General features: G+C 72.6%; 19 protein-coding genes. 6 read left to right on the forward strand and 13 right to left on the reverse strand.

Features of this window, described 5'->3' with window-relative positions:
• Positions 1-24: 24 nt before the first annotated feature.
• Positions 25-810 (forward strand): TetR/AcrR family transcriptional regulator, encoded by a 786-nt coding sequence (locus ACGF3A_RS30250; protein ID WP_393733560.1) that lies wholly within the window; start codon positions 25-27, stop codon positions 808-810.
• On the opposite strand, the gene ACGF3A_RS30255 is transcribed toward ACGF3A_RS30250, so the two are convergent.
• On the reverse strand, positions 764-1,459 hold the full coding sequence (locus ACGF3A_RS30255; protein WP_393733561.1) for a TetR family transcriptional regulator: 696 nt from the start codon (positions 1,457-1,459) through the stop codon (positions 764-766). The two genes, ACGF3A_RS30250 and ACGF3A_RS30255, sit on opposite strands and share 47 nt — an antisense overlap.
• 103 nt (positions 1,460-1,562) lie before the next feature.
• On the opposite strand from ACGF3A_RS30255, the gene ACGF3A_RS30260 reads away from it, so the two are divergent.
• Both ACGF3A_RS30260 and ACGF3A_RS30265 read left to right on the forward strand, forming a co-directional pair.
• Entirely contained in the window at positions 1,563-1,724 is a 162-nt protein-coding gene (locus ACGF3A_RS30260) for a hypothetical protein (RefSeq protein WP_393733562.1), read from the forward strand.
• 2 nt (positions 1,725-1,726) lie between these two features.
• Complete coding sequence (locus tag ACGF3A_RS30265) at positions 1,727-1,996, forward strand: DUF4190 domain-containing protein (RefSeq protein ID WP_393733563.1); 270 nt, start codon at positions 1,727-1,729, stop codon at positions 1,994-1,996.
• 18 nt (positions 1,997-2,014) lie between these two features.
• Here ACGF3A_RS30265 and ACGF3A_RS30270 read toward each other — a convergent pair whose 3' ends face one another.
• From ACGF3A_RS30270 to ACGF3A_RS30320, 11 genes are all read right to left on the reverse strand, one after another.
• Positions 2,015-2,839, reverse strand: a complete 825-nt coding sequence (locus tag ACGF3A_RS30270) for an isoprenyl transferase (protein ID WP_393733564.1) — start codon at positions 2,837-2,839, stop codon at positions 2,015-2,017.
• Positions 2,840-2,890: 51 nt separating this feature from the next.
• Entirely contained in the window at positions 2,891-3,649 is a 759-nt protein-coding gene (gene recO, locus ACGF3A_RS30275; protein ID WP_393733565.1) for a DNA repair protein RecO, read from the reverse strand.
• A gap of 60 nt (positions 3,650-3,709) precedes the next feature.
• Complete coding sequence (locus ACGF3A_RS30280) at positions 3,710-4,453, reverse strand: response regulator (RefSeq protein ID WP_393733566.1); 744 nt, start codon at positions 4,451-4,453, stop codon at positions 3,710-3,712.
• Positions 4,450-5,703, reverse strand: coding sequence for a sensor histidine kinase (locus ACGF3A_RS30285; RefSeq protein ID WP_393733567.1), 1,254 nt, complete (start codon positions 5,701-5,703; stop codon positions 4,450-4,452). Before ACGF3A_RS30285 ends, ACGF3A_RS30280 begins: the two co-directional genes overlap by 4 nt.
• Before the next feature lie 74 nt (positions 5,704-5,777).
• Positions 5,778-7,916: an MMPL family transporter gene (locus ACGF3A_RS30290; protein WP_393733568.1), complete on the reverse strand. Its 2,139-nt coding sequence runs from the start codon at positions 7,914-7,916 to the stop codon at positions 5,778-5,780.
• 175 nt (positions 7,917-8,091) lie between these two features.
• Positions 8,092-9,375: an MFS transporter gene (locus tag ACGF3A_RS30295; RefSeq protein WP_393733569.1), complete on the reverse strand. Its 1,284-nt coding sequence runs from the start codon at positions 9,373-9,375 to the stop codon at positions 8,092-8,094.
• Entirely contained in the window at positions 9,372-10,739 is a 1,368-nt protein-coding gene (locus ACGF3A_RS30300) for a GH1 family beta-glucosidase (protein ID WP_393733570.1), read from the reverse strand. Before ACGF3A_RS30300 ends, ACGF3A_RS30295 begins: the two co-directional genes overlap by 4 nt.
• 291 nt (positions 10,740-11,030) lie before the next feature.
• Positions 11,031-11,681, reverse strand: coding sequence for a TerB family tellurite resistance protein (locus ACGF3A_RS30305; RefSeq protein WP_393733571.1), 651 nt, complete (start codon positions 11,679-11,681; stop codon positions 11,031-11,033).
• Between the two features lie 203 nt (positions 11,682-11,884).
• Complete coding sequence (locus ACGF3A_RS30310; RefSeq protein WP_393733572.1) at positions 11,885-12,670, reverse strand: ABC transporter ATP-binding protein; 786 nt, start codon at positions 12,668-12,670, stop codon at positions 11,885-11,887.
• A 67-nt stretch (positions 12,671-12,737) separates the two neighbouring features.
• Entirely contained in the window at positions 12,738-13,802 is a 1,065-nt protein-coding gene (locus tag ACGF3A_RS30315) for a FecCD family ABC transporter permease (RefSeq protein ID WP_393733573.1), read from the reverse strand.
• On the reverse strand, positions 13,799-14,791 hold the full coding sequence (locus tag ACGF3A_RS30320; RefSeq protein WP_393733574.1) for a FecCD family ABC transporter permease: 993 nt from the start codon (positions 14,789-14,791) through the stop codon (positions 13,799-13,801). The genes ACGF3A_RS30315 and ACGF3A_RS30320 overlap by 4 nt, the downstream gene beginning before the upstream one ends.
• A 112-nt stretch (positions 14,792-14,903) precedes the next feature.
• Between ACGF3A_RS30320 and ACGF3A_RS30325 the strand changes: the two genes are divergently transcribed.
• Together ACGF3A_RS30325 and ACGF3A_RS30330 are read left to right on the forward strand one after the other, a co-directional pair.
• On the forward strand, positions 14,904-15,926 hold the full coding sequence (locus ACGF3A_RS30325) for an ABC transporter substrate-binding protein (protein ID WP_393733575.1): 1,023 nt from the start codon (positions 14,904-14,906) through the stop codon (positions 15,924-15,926).
• Positions 15,926-17,719, forward strand: a complete 1,794-nt coding sequence (locus ACGF3A_RS30330; protein ID WP_393733576.1) for an SIP domain-containing protein — start codon at positions 15,926-15,928, stop codon at positions 17,717-17,719. The genes ACGF3A_RS30325 and ACGF3A_RS30330 overlap by 1 nt, the downstream gene beginning before the upstream one ends.
• A gap of 184 nt (positions 17,720-17,903) precedes the next feature.
• On the opposite strand, the gene leuA is transcribed toward ACGF3A_RS30330, so the two are convergent.
• A complete protein-coding gene (gene leuA / locus ACGF3A_RS30335) occupies positions 17,904-19,667 on the reverse strand; it encodes a 2-isopropylmalate synthase (RefSeq protein WP_393733577.1) in 1,764 nt (587 codons plus the stop codon).
• 316 nt (positions 19,668-19,983) lie between these two features.
• On the opposite strand from leuA, the gene ACGF3A_RS30340 reads away from it, so the two are divergent.
• The gene (locus tag ACGF3A_RS30340) at positions 19,984-21,078 is read left to right on the forward strand and encodes a M4 family metallopeptidase (RefSeq protein ID WP_393733578.1); all 1,095 of its coding nucleotides are present in this window, start codon (positions 19,984-19,986) and stop codon (positions 21,076-21,078) included.
• The last annotated feature ends 16 nt before the right edge of the window (positions 21,079-21,094 follow it).

The following is a 21,094-nucleotide window of genomic DNA, read 5'->3' on the forward strand; positions in this document are numbered from 1 at the left end:
TCAATATCGCGCTATCATCGATTCATGGCTACCCGTGAGACCACCGACAGCTCCCGCCGCCGCATCGTCGAATCGGCCGTCGAGCTGCTGGAGAGCGGCGGGCCCGACGCGGTGAGCACGCGCGCGGTCGCCGCGGCGGCCGGTGTGCAGCCACCGGCGATCTACCGCCACTTCGGCGACAAGGACGGCCTGCTGGAGGCCGTCGCCGAGCACGGCTACGCCCAGTTCCTGGAGGGCAAGCGCGCGCGGCTCGACCCCGCGCCGGAGGACCCGGTGGAGGAGCTGCGCCGCGGCTGGGACATGGTCGTGGACTTCGGCGTCTCGCGCCCCGAGCTGTTCGCGGTGATGAACGGGGCCACCGGCCGGGGCTCGGACTCGGCCCACCGCGCGGGCCTGGAGATCCTCCGCGGCCGGGTGCGCCGACTGGCGGCCGGGGGCTGGCTGCGGGTCGACGAGGAGCTGGCCGCCCAGATCATCCAGGCCACCGGTCAGGGCGCGGTCATCACCTGGCACTCCACCCCCGCGGAGCGCCACGATCCGGCGCTGCTGACCGTCCTGCGCGAGTCCATGATCGCCGCCGTCACCCGCGCCGAACCGGCGATCGCCGCCGAGGAGTCCGGCCCCGCCGCGGCGGCCCGCGCCCTGCGCGCCGCCCTCACCGCCGACGACGGCACCGATACCGCCACCGATACCGATGGCACCGACGCCGACGCCGACACCGACGTCCTGAGCGACGCCGAGCGGCACCTGCTGCGCGAGTGGCTCACCCGCCTGGCGACTCCGACATCCAGTGGCGGCGGCCCAGGCTGATCAGGCGGAGCTGGCGGCGGGCCGTACGGGCGACGTGCTCCTCGTCGGGGCCCTCGCCCTGGGCCGCCTCCAGGAAGGCGGAGGCCGTCATCACCATGTGGTCGACATAGGTCTCGCCGAGCATCCGCAGGTCGTCACGGGTCCAGCCGCGCGAGATCTCGTCCCGCTCCAGCACCCCCGCGACCTCCTCCGCGAAGCCGTCGAGCTGGGCCCCGATCGCCCGGCGCACGGGGGCCACGCCGCCGTGCCGCTCGCGGACGAGGAACCGTACGTGCTCGGGCTGGGCGCGGACATGGGCGGCGAGGGCGTCGACCGCGTGGTCGATCCGGTCGGCGTCCTCGCCGTACTGGGCCAGGCCCGCGCGGATCAGCTCGCGCAGCCCGTCGAGCGACTCCTCGACGAGCGCGACGCCGAGGTCGGCGACGTCGTGGAAGTGCCGGTAGAACGCCGTCGGAGAGACGCCGACTGCGCGCGCGATCTCGCGCAGGCCGAGGCTGCTGAGGCTCTGGTCCTCCAGCAGCGCGAGCCCCGCGTCCAGCAGGGCGCGGCGGGTCCTGGCCTTCTGCGCGGCGCGCTGCGAGGCCGCGGGCGGGGCTCCGGCGGGCGCTCCGACAGGTGTTCCGGAGGGCGCTCCAGTGGGCGTACTCATGCGACTCAGTTAACAGTTGTGCGCCGAAGCACGCAAGGGGTAGCCTCGACTCAGTGAACAGTTGTCATCACACTTGTTCACCGAGAAAGGAGAGGGGGCACCCATGCTCTTCCTTGTCGCCGCGTTCCTGCTGCTGGGCATCCTGGTCGGACCGCCCGCGCATCTGCCGCCGCCGGTCACCGCGACGGCGGGCGCGGCCATCGCCGCCTGGCTGCTCGTCTTCGCCGTCCGTGAACGCAACCGCCGTCACCGGCAGAGGAGCTGACGATGAGCACGCTCACGCACGACACCCGGCCCACCGGCCGTGCGGCGGCCGACGACATGGCCGTCGCGGCGTTCGTCATGGGGCTGGTGGGGCTGGTGGTCTTCAACCTGGTCCTCGGACCCTGCGCCCTGGTCCTCGGCGGGCTCGCGCTCGCCCGGCGCACCACCCGGCGCGGGCGCGCCGCGCTCGGGATGGCGCTGGGCGCCGCCGACCTCGTCGTCCTGGCCACGCTGGTCACCGCGAACGGGACCGTGGCCTGGAGCCTCGGCTGAACGCGAGAAGCTGAAGGCTCAAGCCTTCGCGGCGCCCTGCTCGTTGGGCTGGGCGCCGCCGAAGCGGCGGTCGCGCTGGGCGTACTCCAGGCAGGCCCGCCACAGGTCGCGGCGGTCGAAGTCCGGCCACAGCACGTCCTGGAAGACCATCTCGGCGTACGCGCTCTGCCAGATCAGGTAGTTGGAGGTGCGCTGCTCGCCGGAGGGGCGCAGGAAGAGGTCCACGTCCGGCATGTCGCGGTAGTACATGTACTTCGCGATGGTCTTCTCGTTCACCTTCGACGGGTCGAGCTTCCCCGCCTTCACGTCCTCCGCTATCACCTGCGCGGCGTCGGCGATCTCGGCACGGCCGCCGTAGTTCACGCAGAAGTACAGCGTCATCGCGTCGTTGTCCTTCGTCTGCTCCTGCGCGACCTGGAGCTCCTGGACGACGGACTTCCACAGCTTGGGCATCCGGCCGACCCAGCGGATACGGATGCCGAGCGCGTCCATCTCGTCACGGCGACGGCGGATCACGTCGCGGTTGAAGTTCATGAGGAAGCGCACCTCGTCCGGGGAGCGCTTCCAGTTCTCGGTGGAGAAGGCGTAGAGCGAGAGGTTCTTGACGCCCATCTCCAGGCACCCCTTGAGGACGTCCATGACGACGGCCTCCCCCACCTTGTGGCCCTCCGTGCGGGGCAGGCCGCGCTCCTTGGCCCACCGGCCGTTGCCGTCCATGACGACCGCCACGTGGCCGGGCACCAGCTCGCCGGGGATCTTCGGGGGGCGGGCGCCCGAAGGGTGCGGCTCGGGCTTGACGTACTCGCGCTGCTGCGACCAGGACAGCATTCCGCGGCGGGCCATCTCGCTTCTCATCTCCAGCGTGCTGTACGGGTGTGGGGAACCCGGCCGAGCCTAACCGTTCAGGCCCTGCCGGACGTACCTGAGTGAGCGCAGCCCGCGCTCCAGGTGCCAGTGCAGATAGGCCGAGACCAGCCCCGAGCCCTCACGGCAGTGCCGGGACTCCGCCGCGTCCGCCGTCGCCCAGTCCCCCGTCAGCAGCGCGCCCAGCAGCCGGAGCGCCTCCGGCGAGGGGACGACGCTGCCGGGGACGCGGCAGTCGGCACATATCACGCCGCCGGAGGCCACCGAGAAGAACCGGTTCGGGCCGGGCAGCCCGCACTTGGCGCAGTCGCCGAACGACGGGGCGTAACCGCCCATGGCGAGGGAGCGCAGCAGGAAGGCGTCCAGCACCAGGTTCGACCCGTGCTCGCCCGCGGCGAGGGTGCGCAGGCCGCCGACCAGCAGCAGATACTGCTGGACGTTCGGCTCGCCCTCGTGGTCCGTGAACCGCTCGGCGGTCTCCAGCATGGCCGTGCCCGCGGTGTAGCGGTCGTAGTCCGCGATGATGCCCTGGCCGTACGGCGCGATGGTCTCCGTCTGCGTGCAGAGCGGGAGGCCGCGGCCGATCAGCTCGCTGCCGCGCGCGAAGAACTGCACGTCGACATGGCTGAACGGCTCCAGCCGCGCCCCGAACTTCGACTTGGTGCGCCGCACGCCGCGCGCTACCGCGCGTACCCGACCGTGACCCCGTGTGAGCAACGTGATGATGCGGTCGGCTTCGCCCAGCTTCTGAGTGCGCAGCACGATGCCGTCGTCGCGGAACAGGGTCATGGGCTCATTCTCCCTTATTCCCGGGCCCGGCATCGGGGCCGCGCCCCTGACGGGGCTCCCTCACAGCGCCGTTCCCGGCGTCACCAGGCCCGATTCGTACGCCGCTATGACCAGTTGGGCCCTGTCCCGGACCGCGAGCTTGCCCATGATGCGGCTCACGTGGGTCTTGGCGGTGAGCGGGGAGAGGGTGAGGGACTCGGCGATCTCGGTGTTGTTCAGGCCGCGGGCCACGAGGGCGAGGACCTGGCACTCGCGGTCGGAGAGCATGTCGAGCGCCCCGGTGCCGCGCTCGCCGGGCTGCGGGGCCTCGGGGGAGCGCAGGACGCGGGCGATGAGCCGGGAGGTGGGGCCGGGCGAGAGGAGCGCGTCGCCCGCGGCGACCGTACGGATGCCCTCCAGCAGGTCGGCCGGTTTCGTGTCCTTGACCAGGAAGCCGGAGGCCCCGGCGCGCAGCGCCTCGACCACGTGCTCGTCGGTGTCGTACGTGGTGAGCACGAGGACCTTCACGCCGCTCAGCTCCTCGTCGGCGGCGATCAGGCGCGTGGCCTCGATGCCGTCGAGGTCGGGCATGCGGATGTCCATCACGACGAGGTCGGCGCGGGCCTCACGGACGAGCGCGTACGCCTCACGGCCGCTCGCGGCCTCCCCGACCACGGACATGCCGGGGGCCGAGGCGACGAGCATCGCGAACGCGGCGCGCACCAGGGTCTGGTCGTCGGCGAGGACGACACGGATCGGCGAGCCGGGCGGCCGGGCGGACGACGGCGGGACGGACGGCGGCAGGGCGGACGGCGGCGGTGTCATGCGGTGGCCTCTCGTCGGACTGCGGGGGCGAGCGGGAGATGGGCGGTCACCTGGAAGCCCGGGCCGTCGGACTCCGCCGGTCCGGCCTCCAAGGTGCCGCCCACGCTGCGGGCGCGCTCACGCATCCCGACGATGCCGAACCCGCCTTCCCCGGACGGCGTCTCCTGATCCTGACCTCGCGGTCCGCCCCCGTCGTCCCGTACGGAGACGCGCAGGCCGCCCTCGGCGGCCTCCACGACGGCCCGGATACGGACGGCGTCGCCCGCGTGCCGTACGGCGTTGGTGAACGCCTCCTGCACGATGCGGTACGCGGCGGCGCTCACCGCGGCGGGCGGCGAGGCGGCCGGGGCCGAGTCGTGGACGGTGAGTTCGACGTGCGCGCCCGCGCCCGTCGCGGCGCGGGCGAGGTCGGGCAGGCCGGAGAGGCCGGGCAGCGGGCCGTGGCCCTCCGCCTCGTCGGCGCGCAACACCTCCAGGGTGGTGCGCAGTTCGGCGCGCGCGTCGCGGCAGGTGTCGGAGATCCCGTCGAGGGCCTTGGCGACGGCCTCGCGGTCGAGCCGGTCGGGGTCGGCGACGAGGACGTGCGCGGCGACCGAGGTCTGCACGCCGATCAGGGTGATGCTGTGCGCGAGCAGGTCGTGCAGGTCGCGGGCGATGCGCAGCCGTTCCTGCGCTACGCGGCGCGCGGCCTCCTCCTCCCGGGTCCGCTCGGCGCGTTCGGCCCGTTCGACGATGGCGGCGACGTAGTTGCGGTGGATGCGCACGGACTCGCCCACGAGGACGCAGGCGACCAGCCAGCCGGAGACGCGCAGCATGTCGCCGATCGCCTTGACCTGGCCGGAGCTCAGCATGACGCAGACCTGGGCCCCGAGGATGAGGGCGATCCCGGCGAACGTACGCCGGGGCGGACCCGCCGCCGCGAAGCAGTAGAGCGCGAACAGGGAGGCGGGCACCACCCCGCTGTGCACGAAGTTCATGCCGTGGTACGGGAGGACGAGCCCGAGCATCGCGATCAGGCCCCACCCCGGGGCCCAGTGGCAGACGCCCACGAGCAGGGCGCTGGCGACGAGCAGCGACCAGCCGATCGGGTCGAGCGCACGCCCGTCGGCCGACGGCATGCTCGCCGCCACCGCCACCTGGACGGCCAGGATGCCGAGCGCGAGGAGGACTTGGCCCCGGGAGGGGCGCGCGAGACGCTCCCGGGGCCGGAACGTCCGGGCCAGGGCGGCGGCTAGGGGATCCTGTGACATCCGCACGCTCCCATCCTCGCTCAACAGTTCCCCTCGCAGTTCCCCTCCGGCCCGTCCTCGCTCAGCTTCCTCGCTCAGCTCTTCCCCGCTCCGGACTCCGTCCGGAACAGGCGCCCCGGCCACCACATCCACCGCTTCAGCAGCAGGCTGGCCGACGTCACGAGGTACGTGCGGACCAGGAAGGTGTCCAGGAGCACGCCGACCGCGATGACGAAGCCCATCTCGGCCATCATCACCATCGGCATCGAGGCGAGCACGCAGAACGTCGCCGCGAGCACGATGCCCGCCGAGGCGATCACCCCGCCCGTCGTCCGCAGCGCGGTCAGCGCGGCCTCCGGAACGGGCGCCCCGCGCAGGGACTCCTCGCGCATCCGATGCATCAGGAAGATCCCGTAGTCGACGCCGAGCGCGACGAGGAAGACGAACGTCAGCAGCGGTACGCCCGGATCGAGCCCCTCGAAGCCGAGCACGGGCCCGAAGACGAGCCCGCCGAGCCCCATCGCGGCGCCCCAGGACGCGACGACGGCGACGACGAGGATGAGCGGCGCCGTCAGGCTGCGCAGCAGCGCGATCAGGATGAGCAGCACGGCGCCGAGGACCAGCGGGATGACGGTACGGCGGTCGTCGGAGTTGGTCGCGGCGAGGTCGAGCTGTTCGGCGCTGGGGCCGCCGACGAGCGCCTCGGCCCCGTCGAGCGGGGCGAGTTCGGCGCGCAGCGCGCGGATCGTGTCCTTCTCCCCCGCCGACTCGGGCTTGTCGCGCGCGAAGACGCTCAGCTCGGTCCAGCCGCCGCCGCTGCGCCCGCGTTCGACGCGGGCGACGCCGTCGGTGGCGCGCGCGGTGCTCGCGGCACGGTCCGCCTCCGCCGTGCGCGCGAGCACGGTCACGGGCTGGCTGCTGCTCTCCGGGAAGGACTTCTCGACGGTCGTGAGCGCGGAGACCGACTCGGGGGTGCTGGTGAAGGTGTCCTCCTGCCGCAGGGTGCCGGGGAGCGCGGTCGTGCCGACGGCGAGCGCGCCGAGCAGCACGGCGCCGCTCAGCAGCACGGTGGCGGGACGGCGTCCGGCGGAGCTGCCCATGAAGGTGAACAGCGAGCGCCGCGCGGGCGGTTCGCTGCCGTACGCCGGGATCAGCGGCCAGAAGACGCGGCGCCCCAGCAGCACCAGCAGCGCGGGCAGCAGCGTCGTCATGGCCGCCAGCGCGCAGACGACGCCGACGGCGCCGACGGGACCGAGCGAGCTGCTGCTGTTGAGGTCGGCGGCGAGCAGGCACATCAGCCCGGCGGCGACCGTGCCCGAGGAGGCGAGGATGGCGGGCCCGCAGCCGCGCAGCGCGGCGCGCATGGCGTCGTACGGGCGTGCGTGGCGCCGGAGTTCCTCGCGGTAGCGGGCGACGAGCAGGAGCGCGTAGTCCGTTCCGGCGCCGAAGATCAGCACCGTCATCACGGAGGTGTTCATGGTGCTGACGTTCATGTCGAAGCCCTGCACGAGCCCGTAGACGACGGCCATCGCGACGAACGAGGAGACGCCGACGACCGCCAGCGGGACGAGCCACAGCACGGGGCTGCGGTAGGTCAGGATGAGCAGCACGGCGACGACGGCGGCCGTGCCCAGCATCAGCGTGCTGTCGGCCGACTCGAAGATCTCGTCCATGTCGGAGGCGAGGGCACCGGGCCCGCCGACCTCGACGCTCAGCCCTTGCTGCGCACCCTGCTGCGCCCCCTGGTGCGCCCCGTCGAGCCGTTCCCTGACGTCCCGTACGGCCTCACCCCTGGCGTCCTCGTCCAGTCCCGTGAGGGAGAGGGCCGTCAGCAGCGTCGTCCCGTCCTCGGCGGGGACGGTGCGCGGGGTGGCGGGGCCGCTGTGCGGGTAGGCGCCCGCGATCTCGCGGGCCTGCGTGGCCGCGAGCCGCTTGTCGGCGGCGGTGAGCCCGCCGTCGCGGTGGTGGACCAGCAGCAGATCGGTCGTGCCGCCGCCGGGCAGCTTGTCGACCAGCTCCTGGACGCGGGTCGAGTCGGCGCTGGCCGGGAGGTAGTCGGTGGGCTGGTCGCGGGTGACGTCCCCGAGCTTGCCGCTGAACGGCAGGGCGAGGGCGAGCGCGGCGATCCACAGTCCGATCACCGCCCAGGGCAGGAGTTTTCTACGGCTTTCCCGGCGTTTCTCCCCCGTGCGGGGCGGTGCGGCCCCGGGGGTCTCCGTGAGCACGGGCCCCATGCGCGTTCCCTTCTCCGTGGCGATGTCCGGTCGCCGACCAGCCTTCCGCCGGTACGGCGCCCGGTCCTCGCCCGCGGGAGCGAAGTCGGCGTTACGGCGCGGGACGGTACGAGGGCTGCGGTACTCCCCCGGGCGTAATCCCGGAGGAGACAGGAGAAGGGACCGGCGCCCGCGCTCAGTCCACGCCGCGGATGCGGCGGACCAGGACCGCGCCCGCGAGCCCGACCAGCGCGGCCGTCACGTACAGCACCGGGTAGCCGCCGAGGTGGGTGACGATGGGGGCGGCGAGGACGGGGGCCGCGACCTGGGGCAGGGAGTTGGCGATGTTGATGACGCCGAGGTCCTTGCCGCGGCTGGCGGCGGCGGGCAGCACGTCGGCCATCAGCGCGAAGTCGACGGAGGTGAAGACGCCGAAGCCGATGCCGAGCAGCGCGGCGGCGACGAGCACCCCGGTCCACGTCTGCCAGAACGCCATCATCCCGGTCGCGCCCGCCATCAGCACGCCCGCCCACAGCACGAAGGGCTTACGGCGTCCCACGCGGTCCGACCAGACGCCGCCGACCAGGACGGTCGCGAGCAGCAGCGCCGAGTAGAGCGCGGTCAGCAGCAGCACGCCGTTCTCGGGGTCCTCGGCGTGGAGGACGTCGCGCAGGAAGTAGAGCAGGTAGAGCAGCGCCAGGGAGTTGCCGAGGTTGACCAGGAAGCGGGTCAGCCAGGCCCAGCCGAAATCGGGGTTTGAACGGGGACTTATCCAGAAGCCCCGGGTGAATTCCCGCCATCCCAGGGGCGGCCGGAGCGCGGCGGGCAGCGGCGTGTCCTGCCGCAGCAGGACGTACGGCACGACGGCGAGCACCGTGAAGAGCGCGCAGGCCGCGTAGCCCATGGCGATGCCGCCCGCCGCCATGGCGAGCCCGGTGCCCAGGACGATGCCGAGGGTCTGGGAGACGCCGAGCCAGCCGCCGACCTCGCCGCGCTGCCCCGTCGGCACCCGGTCGGGCACGGCCGCGACGACCGCGGCGAACGTCGCGTTCAGCGCGAGCTGCACCAGACACCAGCCCAGCACCATCACGGCGACCCGGTCCGCCACGGCCAGCACGCCCAGTCCGGCGGCGCCCCCGAGGACGCCCGCGACGATCCAGGGGGTGCGCCGCCCGTAGCGGGAGACCGTACGGTCCGAGAGCGCGCCGAAGAGGGGGTTGGCGACGAGCGAGACGGCGGCGCCGACGCCGGTGACCCAGGCGAGGACGGACTCCTTGCTCCAGCCGTGCGGGGCGAGTTCGTCGGCCTGGAGGGCGAGCAGCACCTGGAGGGGCCCGTACCAGCCCACCCACACCGAGGCGTTGGCCAGGGAGAGCGCGGCCGTCCAGCGGGGCGCGACCCGGACGGTGGGCTCGGCGAGCGGGTCCGCCGCCGCGGCCTCGTCCCCCGCCTCGTCCCCCACGTGCCGGGGAACGGTCACCGCGCGCGCTGCGCGCGCAGGACGTCCCGCAGCCAGCGGTAGGAGTCCTTGGGCGTACGCTCCAGCGTCTCGTAGTCCACGTGGACGAGGCCGAAGCGCTGGCCGTTCCCCTCGGCCCACTCGAAGTTGTCCATCAGCGACCAGACGAAGTAGCCGCGGACGTCGGCACCCTCGTCCATCGCGGCGCGCAGCTCGCGCAGATGGCCGTCGAGGAAGTCGATGCGGCGCGCGTCCCCGGTCTTCTCGGGGTACGCGCAGCCGTTCTCGGTGATCATGACGGGCGGGAGCCGGTCGCCGTACCGCTCGCGGAAGAGGCGGAGCGTCTCGGAGAGCCCCTCGGGGACGACGGCCCAGTCGAAGCCGGTGCGCTCGCGCCCGGGTATCTCCCGTATCCCGAACGGCAGTTCGGCGGGCATGCCGATCCCGGCGAACTCCCCCGCCTGCCCCTCGGGGTCGGGGGCGCCGACCATGGTCGGCTGGTAGTAGTTGATCCCGTACCAGTCCAGCGGCTCGGCGATGATCTTGAGGTCGTCCTCGACGGGCCCCGGCAGCATCGCGGCGAGCCCCTCGTCGGGGTAGCGGCCCAGCAGCACGGGGTCGGCGAACATCCGGTTGGTGATCACGTCGTACAGCTCGGCGGCGCCCTTGTCCTCCTCGCTCCCCGAGCTGGGCCAGACGGGGCCGTGCGAGTTGGCGATGCCGATCGAACGGGCACCGCGCGCACGCAGCGCCTGGACGGCCAGGCCGTGGCCGAGGAGCTGGTGGTGGGCGACGGGCAGCGCGTCGAACAGGAGCCGCTTGCCGGGGGCGTGCTCGCCCAGCCCGTAGCCGAGGAGGGTGAGCTCGGCGGGCTCGTTGAGGGTGATCCAGTGGGCGACGCGGTCGCCGAGACGGGCCGCGACGGCGTCGGCGTACTCCGCGTACAGCCGCGCCGTGTCCCGCGCGAGCCAGCCGCCGCCCTCCTCCTCGACGGGGAGCGGGGTGTCCCAGTGGTAGAGCGTGACGACGGGCGCGATCCCGGCCTCGCCGAGGGCGTCGACGAGACGGTCGTAGAAGTCCAGCCCGGGGACGTTGAGTTCACCGCCCCCGGAGGGGAAGACGCGGGGCCAGGCAACCGAGAAACGGTACGCGTTCACCCCGAGGTCCCTCATCAGCGCGACGTCCTCACGCCAGCGGTGATAGTGCCCTGTGGCGGTACGCGCCGTCGTCCCGTCCTTGATCCGGCCCTGCTCGGCGGTGAACGCGTCCCAGGTCGCGGGCCCCCGCCCGTCCTCGTCGACGGCGCCCTCGATCTGGAAGGCAGAGGTGGAGACCCCCCAGACGAACCCCTCGGGAAACTCCGGCAACGTTGTCGGCCTCGTCATGAACGGGACTTCACCAGTGCGTTGAACGAGAGTCAATACCCGTGCGTAACCCCGCTTTTGCGGTGCTCCGGTGCCGGGGGCCGAGAAGGGGTTGCCCCTTGCGGTGCCATGCGGACTGCGGCTCACGCCGTGGCTTGGCGCGCAGTTCCCCGCGCCCCTTGAGGCCCCAGCGCGGAGCGCCCTTTCAGGGGCGCGGGGAACTGCGCGAGCGACCACAGCGAACGGGCAGTCCGCGACGCACGGCAGGGGCAGCCCCTGCCCGGCCCCGGAAAAAGCTCAAGGGGAGAAACGTCAGAAGGGCATGCGGGCCTCGGCCAGCAGCCGGTCGACGTCCTCGGCCCCGATCTCAAGGGCACGCCCAACAGCGGCGAGAACCTCGCGTTCAGCGGACTGGTACATGCCGTCCGCAAGAGCGATGCGCGCCCCCTGGAGGAGCAAGCTCTCACGGCCGGGCACGGCAAGGTGCGCGGCCAACGGCGTGAGCACCTCGTGGAGCTCGATCTCCATCGAGACCCGCCCCTCGGCGGAGAGCGCGGCGAGCAGCGTCGTCAGCTCCTCCTCGGTGCAGCCGGGGAATCCGGCACCCCGCACCGCGTCGACGGCGGCCTCGCGCGCGGAACGCGCGTCCGCGCCGCCGGCGACCAGCACCGCGAGCGCGACGCTGTGCACGGCGTCGCGGAGCATCGAGGACAGCCGGGTGGTGGTGGGGTGGTCGAGCGCGTCGGTCGTGAAGTGGCCCCGGCAGTCGACGCATTCGACGACGGGCGGTGCCGTGCCCCGGGGCATCAGGGGGACGCCGAGGAGGACGAAGCGCCGGTGGCCCGTACGGCGCCGGTAGCGGCGGTCGCCACCGCACTCCGCGCAGAAGAAGTCACCGTCGTCGACCGTGCGCCAGCTGGTGCGGACGCCCGCCAGACGGACACGGGCCGTACGTGCGTGCATGGCACCGCACCTCCATCACGATTCGGCAACGTCGCCGGGTGACGTGATGTTAACCACAGTTCGAGCGTGCCGTCAGCACTCCATACGCGCCGATCCCCACGAGCGCATGCCGAACCGGCGTCCCGCGCGCGGCCGTACGCCGTGCGGAACGCCCGGTGGACGCGGCAAAGGCCCGGGTCAGAGGCCCATGTCAGAGACCCGGGTCAGAGTCCGTGCCGCGCGGGGACGACGGTGGTCAGCCCGTCGTGCGGGTCCTCGAAGACATGTGCCTTCAGGCCGAAGCAGTCGTTCAGCAGTGCCGAGGTGACGACCTCGGCGGGGCTGCCCTCCGCGACCAGCCGCCCGTCCTTCAGCACCACGAGGTGGTCGCTGTAGCGGGCGGCGAGGCTGAGGTCGTGGAGGACCGTGACGATCGTCCGCCCGGTGTCGCGGCAGAGCGCGACGACGAGTTCGAGCACGTCGACGGCGTGCGCGAGGTCGAGGTGGGTGGTCGGCTCGTCCAGGAGCAGCACCTCCGTCTCCTGCGCGAGGGCCATGGCGACCCAGGCGCGCTGCCGCTGACCGCCCGAGAGTTCGTCGAGCGGGACGTGCTGGAGGTCCTCGACGCCGGTCGCGCGCATGGCGGAGGCGGCGATGCGGTCGTCCTCGGGGCTCCAGGCCCGGTACCAGGGCTGGTGCGGCTGCCGTCCGCGCGCGGCGAGTTCGCCGACGGTCATGCCCTCGGGCGCCGCCGGGCTCTGCGGCAGCATCGCGAGCCGCTGGGCGACCTCGCGGGGCCGGAGCGCGTCCAGGGGCCGTCCCTCCAGCGTCACCCGGCCCGCGGTCGGCGCCAGCAGGCGGCCCAGGACGCGCAGCAGGGTGGACTTGCCGCAGCCGTTGGCGCCGATGACGGTGGTGACCTTGCCGCGGGGGATCTCCAGCGACAGGTCCTCGATCACGGTCCGCTTCCCGTATCCCGCGCGGATGTGCTCGGCGCACAGAGGACTCACGGGGCTCGCGGGACTCGCAGGGCTCGCAGGGCTCGCAGGACTCACGGGGCTCGCGGGGCTCGTCGGCTCAGGCACTGGTTCTCCGCCGGTGGTGGTTCAACAGGAACAGGAGGTACGGGGCGCCGATGACGGCCGTCGGGATGCCGACGGGCAGTTCGGCGGGCAGCCACTGCGCGACGAGGTCGGCACCCAGCACCAGGAACGCGCCCGCGAGCCCGCCCGCCAGCGGGGGCGGCCCCGCCGTACGGAAGAGGCGCATCGCGGCCTGGGGCGCGACGAACGCCACGAACGCGATCGGGCCCGCGACCGCCGTGGCCCCCGCCACCAGCAGCACGGCGGTCAGCAGCGCCCACGCCTCGGTGCGCGCCGGGCGCGTGCCGAGCACGGGCGCGACGTCGCGGCCCAGCCGCAGCGCGCCCAGGTCGCGGGAGACGCGCAGGCAGGCCAGGATCCCGAGCAGCACGAGCGGCCCCATGAGCGCCACGTCCGGCATCCGTACGCCCGCGAGGGAGCCGGTGAGCCAGCGGGTGGCGACCTGGGCCTCCTCCAGTTCGGCCCGGGTCAGCAGCCAGGAGGTCCCGGCGAGCGCCAGCGCGTTGACGCTCAGCCCGACCAGGACCAGGCGCAGCCCGTCGAAGCCCGAGCGCCAGGAGAGCGCGAGGACGCAGCCGGTGGTGACGAGGCCGCCCAGCAGCGCGGCGGGCGCGAGCACCTCGGCGGCGGGCCCGTCCCCGACCCTGGAGGCCACCTCGGGCCGGGTCGCGAGCAGCACGGCGAAGAACCCGGCGCCCGAGGTGACGCCGAGGATGTCGGGGCTGGCGAGCGGATTGCGGGTGACGGACTGGGTGAGCCCGCCGGAGCAGCCGAGCGCGAAGCCGACGAGCACGGCCGCCAGGGTTCTGGAGAGCCGGTGGTCGATGACGACGAGGTTCTCGATCCGGGTGCCGCTCCCGGCGAGGGCCGCCAGGACGCGGTCCGCCGGCATCGCGAGGCTGCCGGTGAAGAGCCCGAGCGCGACCGCGCCGAGCAGCGCGGCGGTGAGGACGGCGGTGGCCGCCAACGCGCGGGGGCGGACGGCGAGTCCGACGGGCCCGAGCCGTATCCCGGCGGGAAGTCGCGTACGCGCGCTCACAGCGCCACCAGCTTCCTGCGCCGGGTGAGCGCGAGGAGGACGGGCGCTCCGACGACGGCCATGACGATGCCCGCCTGGAGTTCGCCGGGGCGGGCGCTGACGCGTCCCGCCGTGTCCGCGAGGAGCAGGACGACGGCGCCGCAGAGCCCGGCGAGCGGGACCAGCCAGCGCTGGTCGTGCCGGGCGAGGTAGCGGGCCGCGTGCGGGGCGACGAGCCCGAGGAAGGCGATGGGCCCGCACACGGCCGTCGCGGGCCCGGCGAGCAGGGTGATGGCGACGATGCCGGTGACGCGGCTGCGGCGTACGCGGGTGCCGAGCGAGGCGGCCACGTCGGCGCCCAGGCCGAGGGAGTTGAGCGAGAAGGCGTTGGCGAGCGCGAGCACGCAGCCGAGGGCGAGCAGCGGGACGACGAGCACGGCAAGCCCGTAGTCGCGGTCGGCGAGCGCGCCGACCTGCCAGAACCGCATGACGTCGAGCGTCCGCTTGTCGAGCAGCACCAGCGCGGTCGTCAGCGCGGTGAGCAGGGCGCTGAGCGCGGTCCCGGCGACGGCGAGCATGACGAGCGCGCCCCTGCTCAGCCCGCGCAGCCCGAACAGCGCGATGAGCGTGGCGACGGCTCCGGCGCCCAGCAGGGCGGCGGCGACGAGGGCGGTGTCGGACTCGACGCCGACGCCGTAGACGAGGCAGGCGACGGCGAAGGCCGCGCCCGCGTTGACCCCGAACAGGCCGGGGTCCGCGAGGGGGTTGCGGGTGTGGCCCTGCATCAGCGCGCCCGCCATGCCGAGCGCGAGGCCGACGGCGAGCCCGAGGAGCGTACGCGGCAGGCGCTGCGAGGTGATCACCGTCGCGTTGTCGGAGTCGACGTGCGCGAAGAGCGCGCCCCAGACCTCGCCGAACGGGATGGTGTTGCTGCCGAACGCGAGGCTGAGCAGCACCGCGAGCGCCAGCCCGGCCGTCAACAGCCCGGCGGCGAGGGGCGGTCGCAGCACCGGGGAAGCCCTTCTCGATCTCACGTAGGTTAGCCTAACCTAAGTCGTGATCGCATGGCACTCGCACCCCTTGCATCACCTGCATCACTTGGCACCACCTGAAGGAGACATCGTGAGGATCATCGGAGGTGGCGGAGGCGGCAGACGCACGGCGCTCGCCGCCGTCACAGCTGGCGCCCTGTTCGCCCTGGCGGGATGCGGCGGCTCGGACTCCGCCTCGGACTCCGGTTCGGGCTCCGGCTCCGGAGACGCCAAGTCCGGCGGCACGCGCACCGTGAAGGACACCCTGAACGGCACCGTGCAGGACGTACCGAAGAAGCCGAAGCGCGTCGTCGCGCTCTGGCGCACCGGCACCGAGCTGGCCGACATGGGCGTCCGCCCCGTGGCCGCCCTGGAGGGCGAATTCCTCAAGGAGGAGCTGGGCGGCAAGACCTTCGCGAAGGTGAAGAACGTGCCCACAGTCGGCACGTTCGAGGGCGTGGACGTCGAGAAGGTCATGGAGGCGAAGCCCGACCTGATCGTCGGGATGGACAACGGCGGCCTGAGCATCGACTACAAGGAGCTCCAGGACATCGCGCCCACCGTGATCTTCAAGATCAAGGAGCCGCCGGACGTCTGGAAGAACTACCCCAAGCTCGCCGACGTCCTCGGCAGGTCCACGGACTTCAACAAGCGGAACGCCGCGCTCGACAAGAGCCTCGCCGCCGTCGAACGCCGCTACGGCAAGAAGACGCGGGGCGCCAAGGCCGTCCACCTCAGCGCCTCGGCGGGCTCGACCTGGGTCTCCACCAAGAAGTCCCTCGCCTGGAAGCGCCTCGACGCGGCGGGCTTCGGCTACCTCGGCACCTACACCGACAAGCCCAAGCGCTACGTCGAGGAGCTGTCGAGCGAGAACATCCCCAAGCTCGCCGACGCCGACATGGTCTTCTACTCCGTCGACCTCTACGGGAAGACGACCCCCGACATGGACAAGGTCCTCGAATCGGAGTCGTTCAAACGGCTCCCGGCCGCGAAGGCGGGCAACGTCTTCCCCGTCACCGCCGGCACCATCTACACCTTCCCCGCGGGCGACCGCCAGGTCGAGGACCTCAAGAAGGCCGCGGAGAAGTACAAGCCCGCGGGAGGGAAGAGCTGATGGCCGGCCGCGAGAACAAGTCGTTCCCGATCGTCCTGCGCGAGCTGGAGGTCGCCGAGGCGTTCGACGTCACGCCCCTGATGCGCCGCGTCGTGCTCACCGGCGACCAGCTCGGCGCCTTCCGCAACAACGGCTACGAGATCGAACCGTTCCGCACCGAGAACGCCGACGACCACGTCAAGCTCGTCCTCCTCGACGGCGCCCCCGACGTGCCCGTCCCCGCCCAGAACGACGGCCACCTCGACTGGCACCCCGAGGCCCTCGGCCGCGCCCGCGACTACACCCCGCGCCGCTACGACCCCGAGGCCCGGCGCCTGGAGCTGGACTTCGTCCGGCACAGCGGCGGGCTCGCCGCCGACTGGGCCGAACGCGCCCTCCCCGGCGACCGGGTGCACGTCGCGGGTCCGCGCGGCACGACCGTCCTGCCGACGGACATCGACTGGTACTTCCTCGTCGGCGACGAGACCGCGCTGCCCGCCATCGCCCGCCGTATCGAGGAACTCCCGGCCGGGACCCCCGTGACGGCCGTCGTGACCGTCCCCTCCGCGTCCGAGGAACAGACCTTCGACCACGCCGCCGACCTCCACCTCACCTGGGTGCACCGCGACACCGCGGGCCCCGGCGCGCTCATGGCCGCGGTCGAGGCCGCACCGTGGCGCGACGGACAGGTGTACGCCTGGGCGGCGGGCGAGAGCGGGATGCTCCGCCCGCTGCGCCGCTGGCTCAAGCACGACAAGGAGGTCCCCGCCGGGCACACCGACATCGCGGGCTACTGGCGCGCCGGGCAGTCCCAGCGCGAGATGGGCCAGGCCCTGCACAAGCTGCGCCACCTCAGCGACCTGAGCGTCCCGTACGCGGTGCGCGCTGCGGTCTCCCTGGACCTCGCCGAACTGGTCACCGACGGACACACCACCGTCCCCGCGCTCGCCGCCGCCGCGGGCGCCGACCCCGGGGGCGTCCGCAGGCTGCTGCGCCTCCTGGCCCACGAGGAGCTGTTCGCCCTCGACGCCGACGACACCGTACGGGTGCTGCCCGCGGGCGCGATCCTCATGGAGGACCACGCCCACGAGCACCTCGACGAACGCGCGGGCCACGCGCGGCTGCACGGCGCCTGGCCGGGCCTGCTGCACGCCGTCCGCACGGGCGAGGCGGGCTTCCCGCACGCGCGCGGCCACACGTTCTGGGACGAGCTGGCGACGGACGAGCGCCTCGGCCGTACGTTCGACGCGGTGCTGGACCGCTGGGCTGCGCAGTGGACCCCGGCCGTCGTACGGCGGCTCGCGCTGAGCGACGAGCACGTCGTCGACGTGGGCGGCGGCACCGGCGCGTTCCTCGGGCGGCTCCTGGAGGCGTGCCCGGGCGTGCGGGGCACGCTCGTGGAATTGCCGACGACAGCGCGAACCGCTCAGGTTCAGTTCGCGGAACGCGGTGTCGCGGACCGGGTCCGCATCGCCTCGCAGAGCTTCTTCGAGGCGCTGCCGGACGACGGTGACGTCTATCTGCTGGCCCAGGTCCTGCACGACTGGCCCGACGCGGAGGCCACGGCGATCCTGCGGCGCGTCGCGGAGGCGGTGGGCGACCGCCGGGTCGTCCTGGTGGAACGGCTCGTCACGGCGGACCTCGACGACCACGAGGCGGCGTTCGACCTCCACATGTATGCCGTGTTCGGCAGCGGTGAGCGTACGAGGGAGGAGTACGCCTCCCTCGCCGCGTCCGCCGGTCTCCGGCTGGACCGCACGGTCCGCATCCGGGACGGCCTCCACATGCTGGAACTCCGCCGCGCCGCTGAGTAGGGGCTGCCCCTGCCCGTGCGTCGCAGGCTGCGGGTACGCGGTGGCTTGTCGCGCAGTTCCCCGCGCCCCTAGAGGTAAGGGGCGCTCCTCGGAGCGCCCCGTCAGGGGCGCGGGGAACTGCGCGAGCAACCACGACGCAGTCGCAGCCTGCGAAGGCGCCGGCAGGGGCAGCCCCTGATCAGCGCTAGCGCGAAGCGCGGTTCACGGCGGAGACGACCGCCTTCAGCGAGGCACGCGTCGTGTTGGGGTCGATCCCGATCCCCCACAGCACCTTGCCGTCGATCGCACACTCGATGTACGACGCGGCCTGCGCGGACGCGCCCTCGCTCATCGTGTGCTCCTGGTAGTCCAGGAGACGGGCGTCGATGCCGATGCCCTGCAGCGCGTGGAAGAACGCGGAGATCGGGCCGTTGCCCGAACCGGCCAGGGTGCGGGGCTCGCCGTCCACGTCGGCCTCGACGGTGAGCGTGTCGACGCCGTCCTTGTCCGTCGTCGTCTGGCCGTTCCGGACCTGGATGCGGCCCCAGGGGTTCTCCGGGTTGGGCAGGTACTCGTCCTGGAAGGCGGACCAGATGGCGGTCGGCGTGACCTCGCCGCCCTCGCTGTCCGTCTTCTCCTGGATGATCTTCGAGAACTCGACCTGCATCCGGCGCGGCAGGTCCAGGCTGTGCTCGCCCTTGAGGACGTAGGCGATGCCGCCCTTGCCGGACTGCGAGTTGACGCGGATGACGGCCTCGTACGAGCGGCCGACGTCCTTCGGGTCGATCGGCAGGTACGGAACGGCCCACTCGATCTCGTCCACGGTCTTCCCGGCCTCGGCCGCGCGGGCCTCCATCGCCTCGAAGCCCTTCTTGATGGCGTCCTGGTGGGAGCCGGAGAACGCCGTGTAGACCAGGTCGCCCGCGTAGGGGTGGCGGGGGTGGATCTCCATCTGGTTGCAGTACTCGGCGGTGCGGCGGATCTCGTCGATGTCCGAGAAGTCGATCTTCGGGTCGACGCCCTGGCTGAACAGGTTCATCCCCAGCGTGACCAGGTCCACGTTGCCCGTACGCTCGCCCTGGCCGAACAGGCAGCCCTCGACGCGGTCGGCGCCCGCCATCACGGCCAGCTCAGCGGCGGCCACGGCCGTGCCCCGGTCGTTGTGCGGGTGGACGGAGAGGCAGACGTGCTCGCGGCGCGACAGGTGGCGGCCCATCCACTCGAAGCGGTCGGCGTGGGTGGAGGGGGTCGAGCGCTCGACGGTGGCGGGCAGGTTCAGGATGATCTCCCGGCCCTCCTCCGGCTCCCACACGTCCATGACCGCCTCGCAGACCTCCAGGGCGAAGTCCAGCTCGGTGTCGGTGAAGATCTCCGGGCTGTACTGGTAGCCGAAGACGGTGCGGTCGTCGAGCAGCTTCTCCGCGTACTCCCGCACCAGCCGGGTGCCGTCCACGGCGATCTGCTTGACCTCGTCGCGGCTGCCCCGGAAGACGACCTCGCGGAAGACGGGCGCCGTCGCGTTGTACAGGTGGACGGTGGCGCGGTGGGCGCCGACCAGGGACTCGACGGTCCGCTCGATCAGCTCCTCGCGGGCCTGGGTCAGGACGGAGATCGTCACGTCCTCGGGGATCGCGCCCTCCTCGATGATCGAGCGCACGAAGTCGAAGTCGGTCTGGCCCGAGGAGGGGAAGCCGACCTCGATCTCCTTGAAGCCCATCCGCACCAGCAGGTCGAACATCTCGCGCTTGCGGGCGGGGGACATCGGGTCGATCAGCGCCTGGTTCCCGTCACGCAGATCGGTGGACAGCCACCGGGGTGCCTGGGTGATGCGCTTGCCGGGCCAGGTGCGGTCGGGGATGTCGACGGCCTCGTACCGCCCGTACTTGTGGATGGGCATGCCCGAGGGGCTCTGCCGTACGGAGGAGGCGGTGATGGGCGTGGCACGGCCGATGGAGGCATGGGACGTCATGATGCGTAGGGCTCCTGAGAGGTGGCGCGCGGTGGAACGCGCAGGGCTTCGAAGGGCCGACGGGGACAGCACCGCACTCCGCGGGGAGGGGGTCGGCCTTTCGGCTACAGACCCTCGCCGCGGCAGCTAAGAAGAAGCAGCCCGTAACGCATGGTCCGGCCAGCATAACCCTGCCCGTGCCGCACGCCAGTCCTGTATCACTATGCGATACGACGCATCGTCCGCCGGTCAGCACGCGGCCCGCCACGCCACACCTTCTTACGAATCATGGCAGCGGGCAGTGACATACCCATGACGTAGTGCCACATTGCGCGCTATGACCGCATACCGCGCACACGCCACCCACCCGGTTTTCTGCACGATCGTCCCGCCGCACGTGCTCGACCACGTCTCCCGGTCCGCCGACTCCGCCCTCGCGGACCCGGCACGCCGCACCCTGGAGCAGGACGCCGCCCAGCGCACCCGGCGCCGCATCACGACGGTGCGGATGGTGCACGCCACGCCGAGGGCGCTGGACGAGGCCGCCGAGAAGAAGCCGCAGCGGACGATCTACGACGTCAAGCACAGGGAGACCCTGCCCGGCAGGAAGGTCCGCGCCGAGGGCAGCAAGCCGGTCAAGGACGCCACGGTCAACCGCGCCTACGCGGGCCTGGGCGCCACCTTCGAGCTGTACCTGACCGTCTACAAGCGCTTCTCGATCGACGGCGTCGGCCTGCCGCTCGACGCCTCGGTCCACTACGGCGAGAACTACGGGAACGCCTTCTGGGACGGCGACCGCATGGTCTTCGGCGACGGGGACGGGGAGATCTTCCGCGACTTCACGCTGCCCGTCGACGTGATCGGCCACGAGCTCACGCACGGCGTCACGCAGTACACCGCCAACCTGGAGTACTTCGGCCAGTCCGGCGCGCTCAACGAGTCGCTGTCCGACGTCTTCGGCTCGCTCATCAAGCAGTACGGGCTCGGGCAGGACGCCGCGCAGGCCGACTGGCTGATCGGCGCCGGGCTCTTCACGGACCGCGTCGAGGGCGAGGCCCTGCGCTCGATGAAGGCGCCGGGGACGGCGTACGACGACGACGTGCTCGGCAAGGACCCGCAGCCCGCCACCATGGACGACTACGTCCACACGGGCCGCGACAACGGCGGAGTGCACATCAACTCCGGCATCCCCAACCACGCCTTCTACCAGCTCGCCACCGAGCTGGGCGGCCACGCCTGGGAGCGCGCGGGCCAGATCTGGTACGACACGCTCACCGGGGGCACCCTGAAGCCGGACTCGGACTTCGCCGCCTTCGCCCGCGCCACCCTCGACGCCGCCGCGTCCCGCTACGGCGAGAGCGGCGAGGAGACAGAGGCGGTACGCAAGTCCTGGTCCCAGGTGGGCGTGACGCCCACGGAGAAGGAGAGCTAAGGGGCGCGGGGAACTG

This window comes from Streptomyces sp. NPDC048172 (genome assembly GCF_043202595.1).
Taxonomy (GTDB): Bacteria; Actinomycetota; Actinomycetes; order Streptomycetales; family Streptomycetaceae; genus Streptomyces.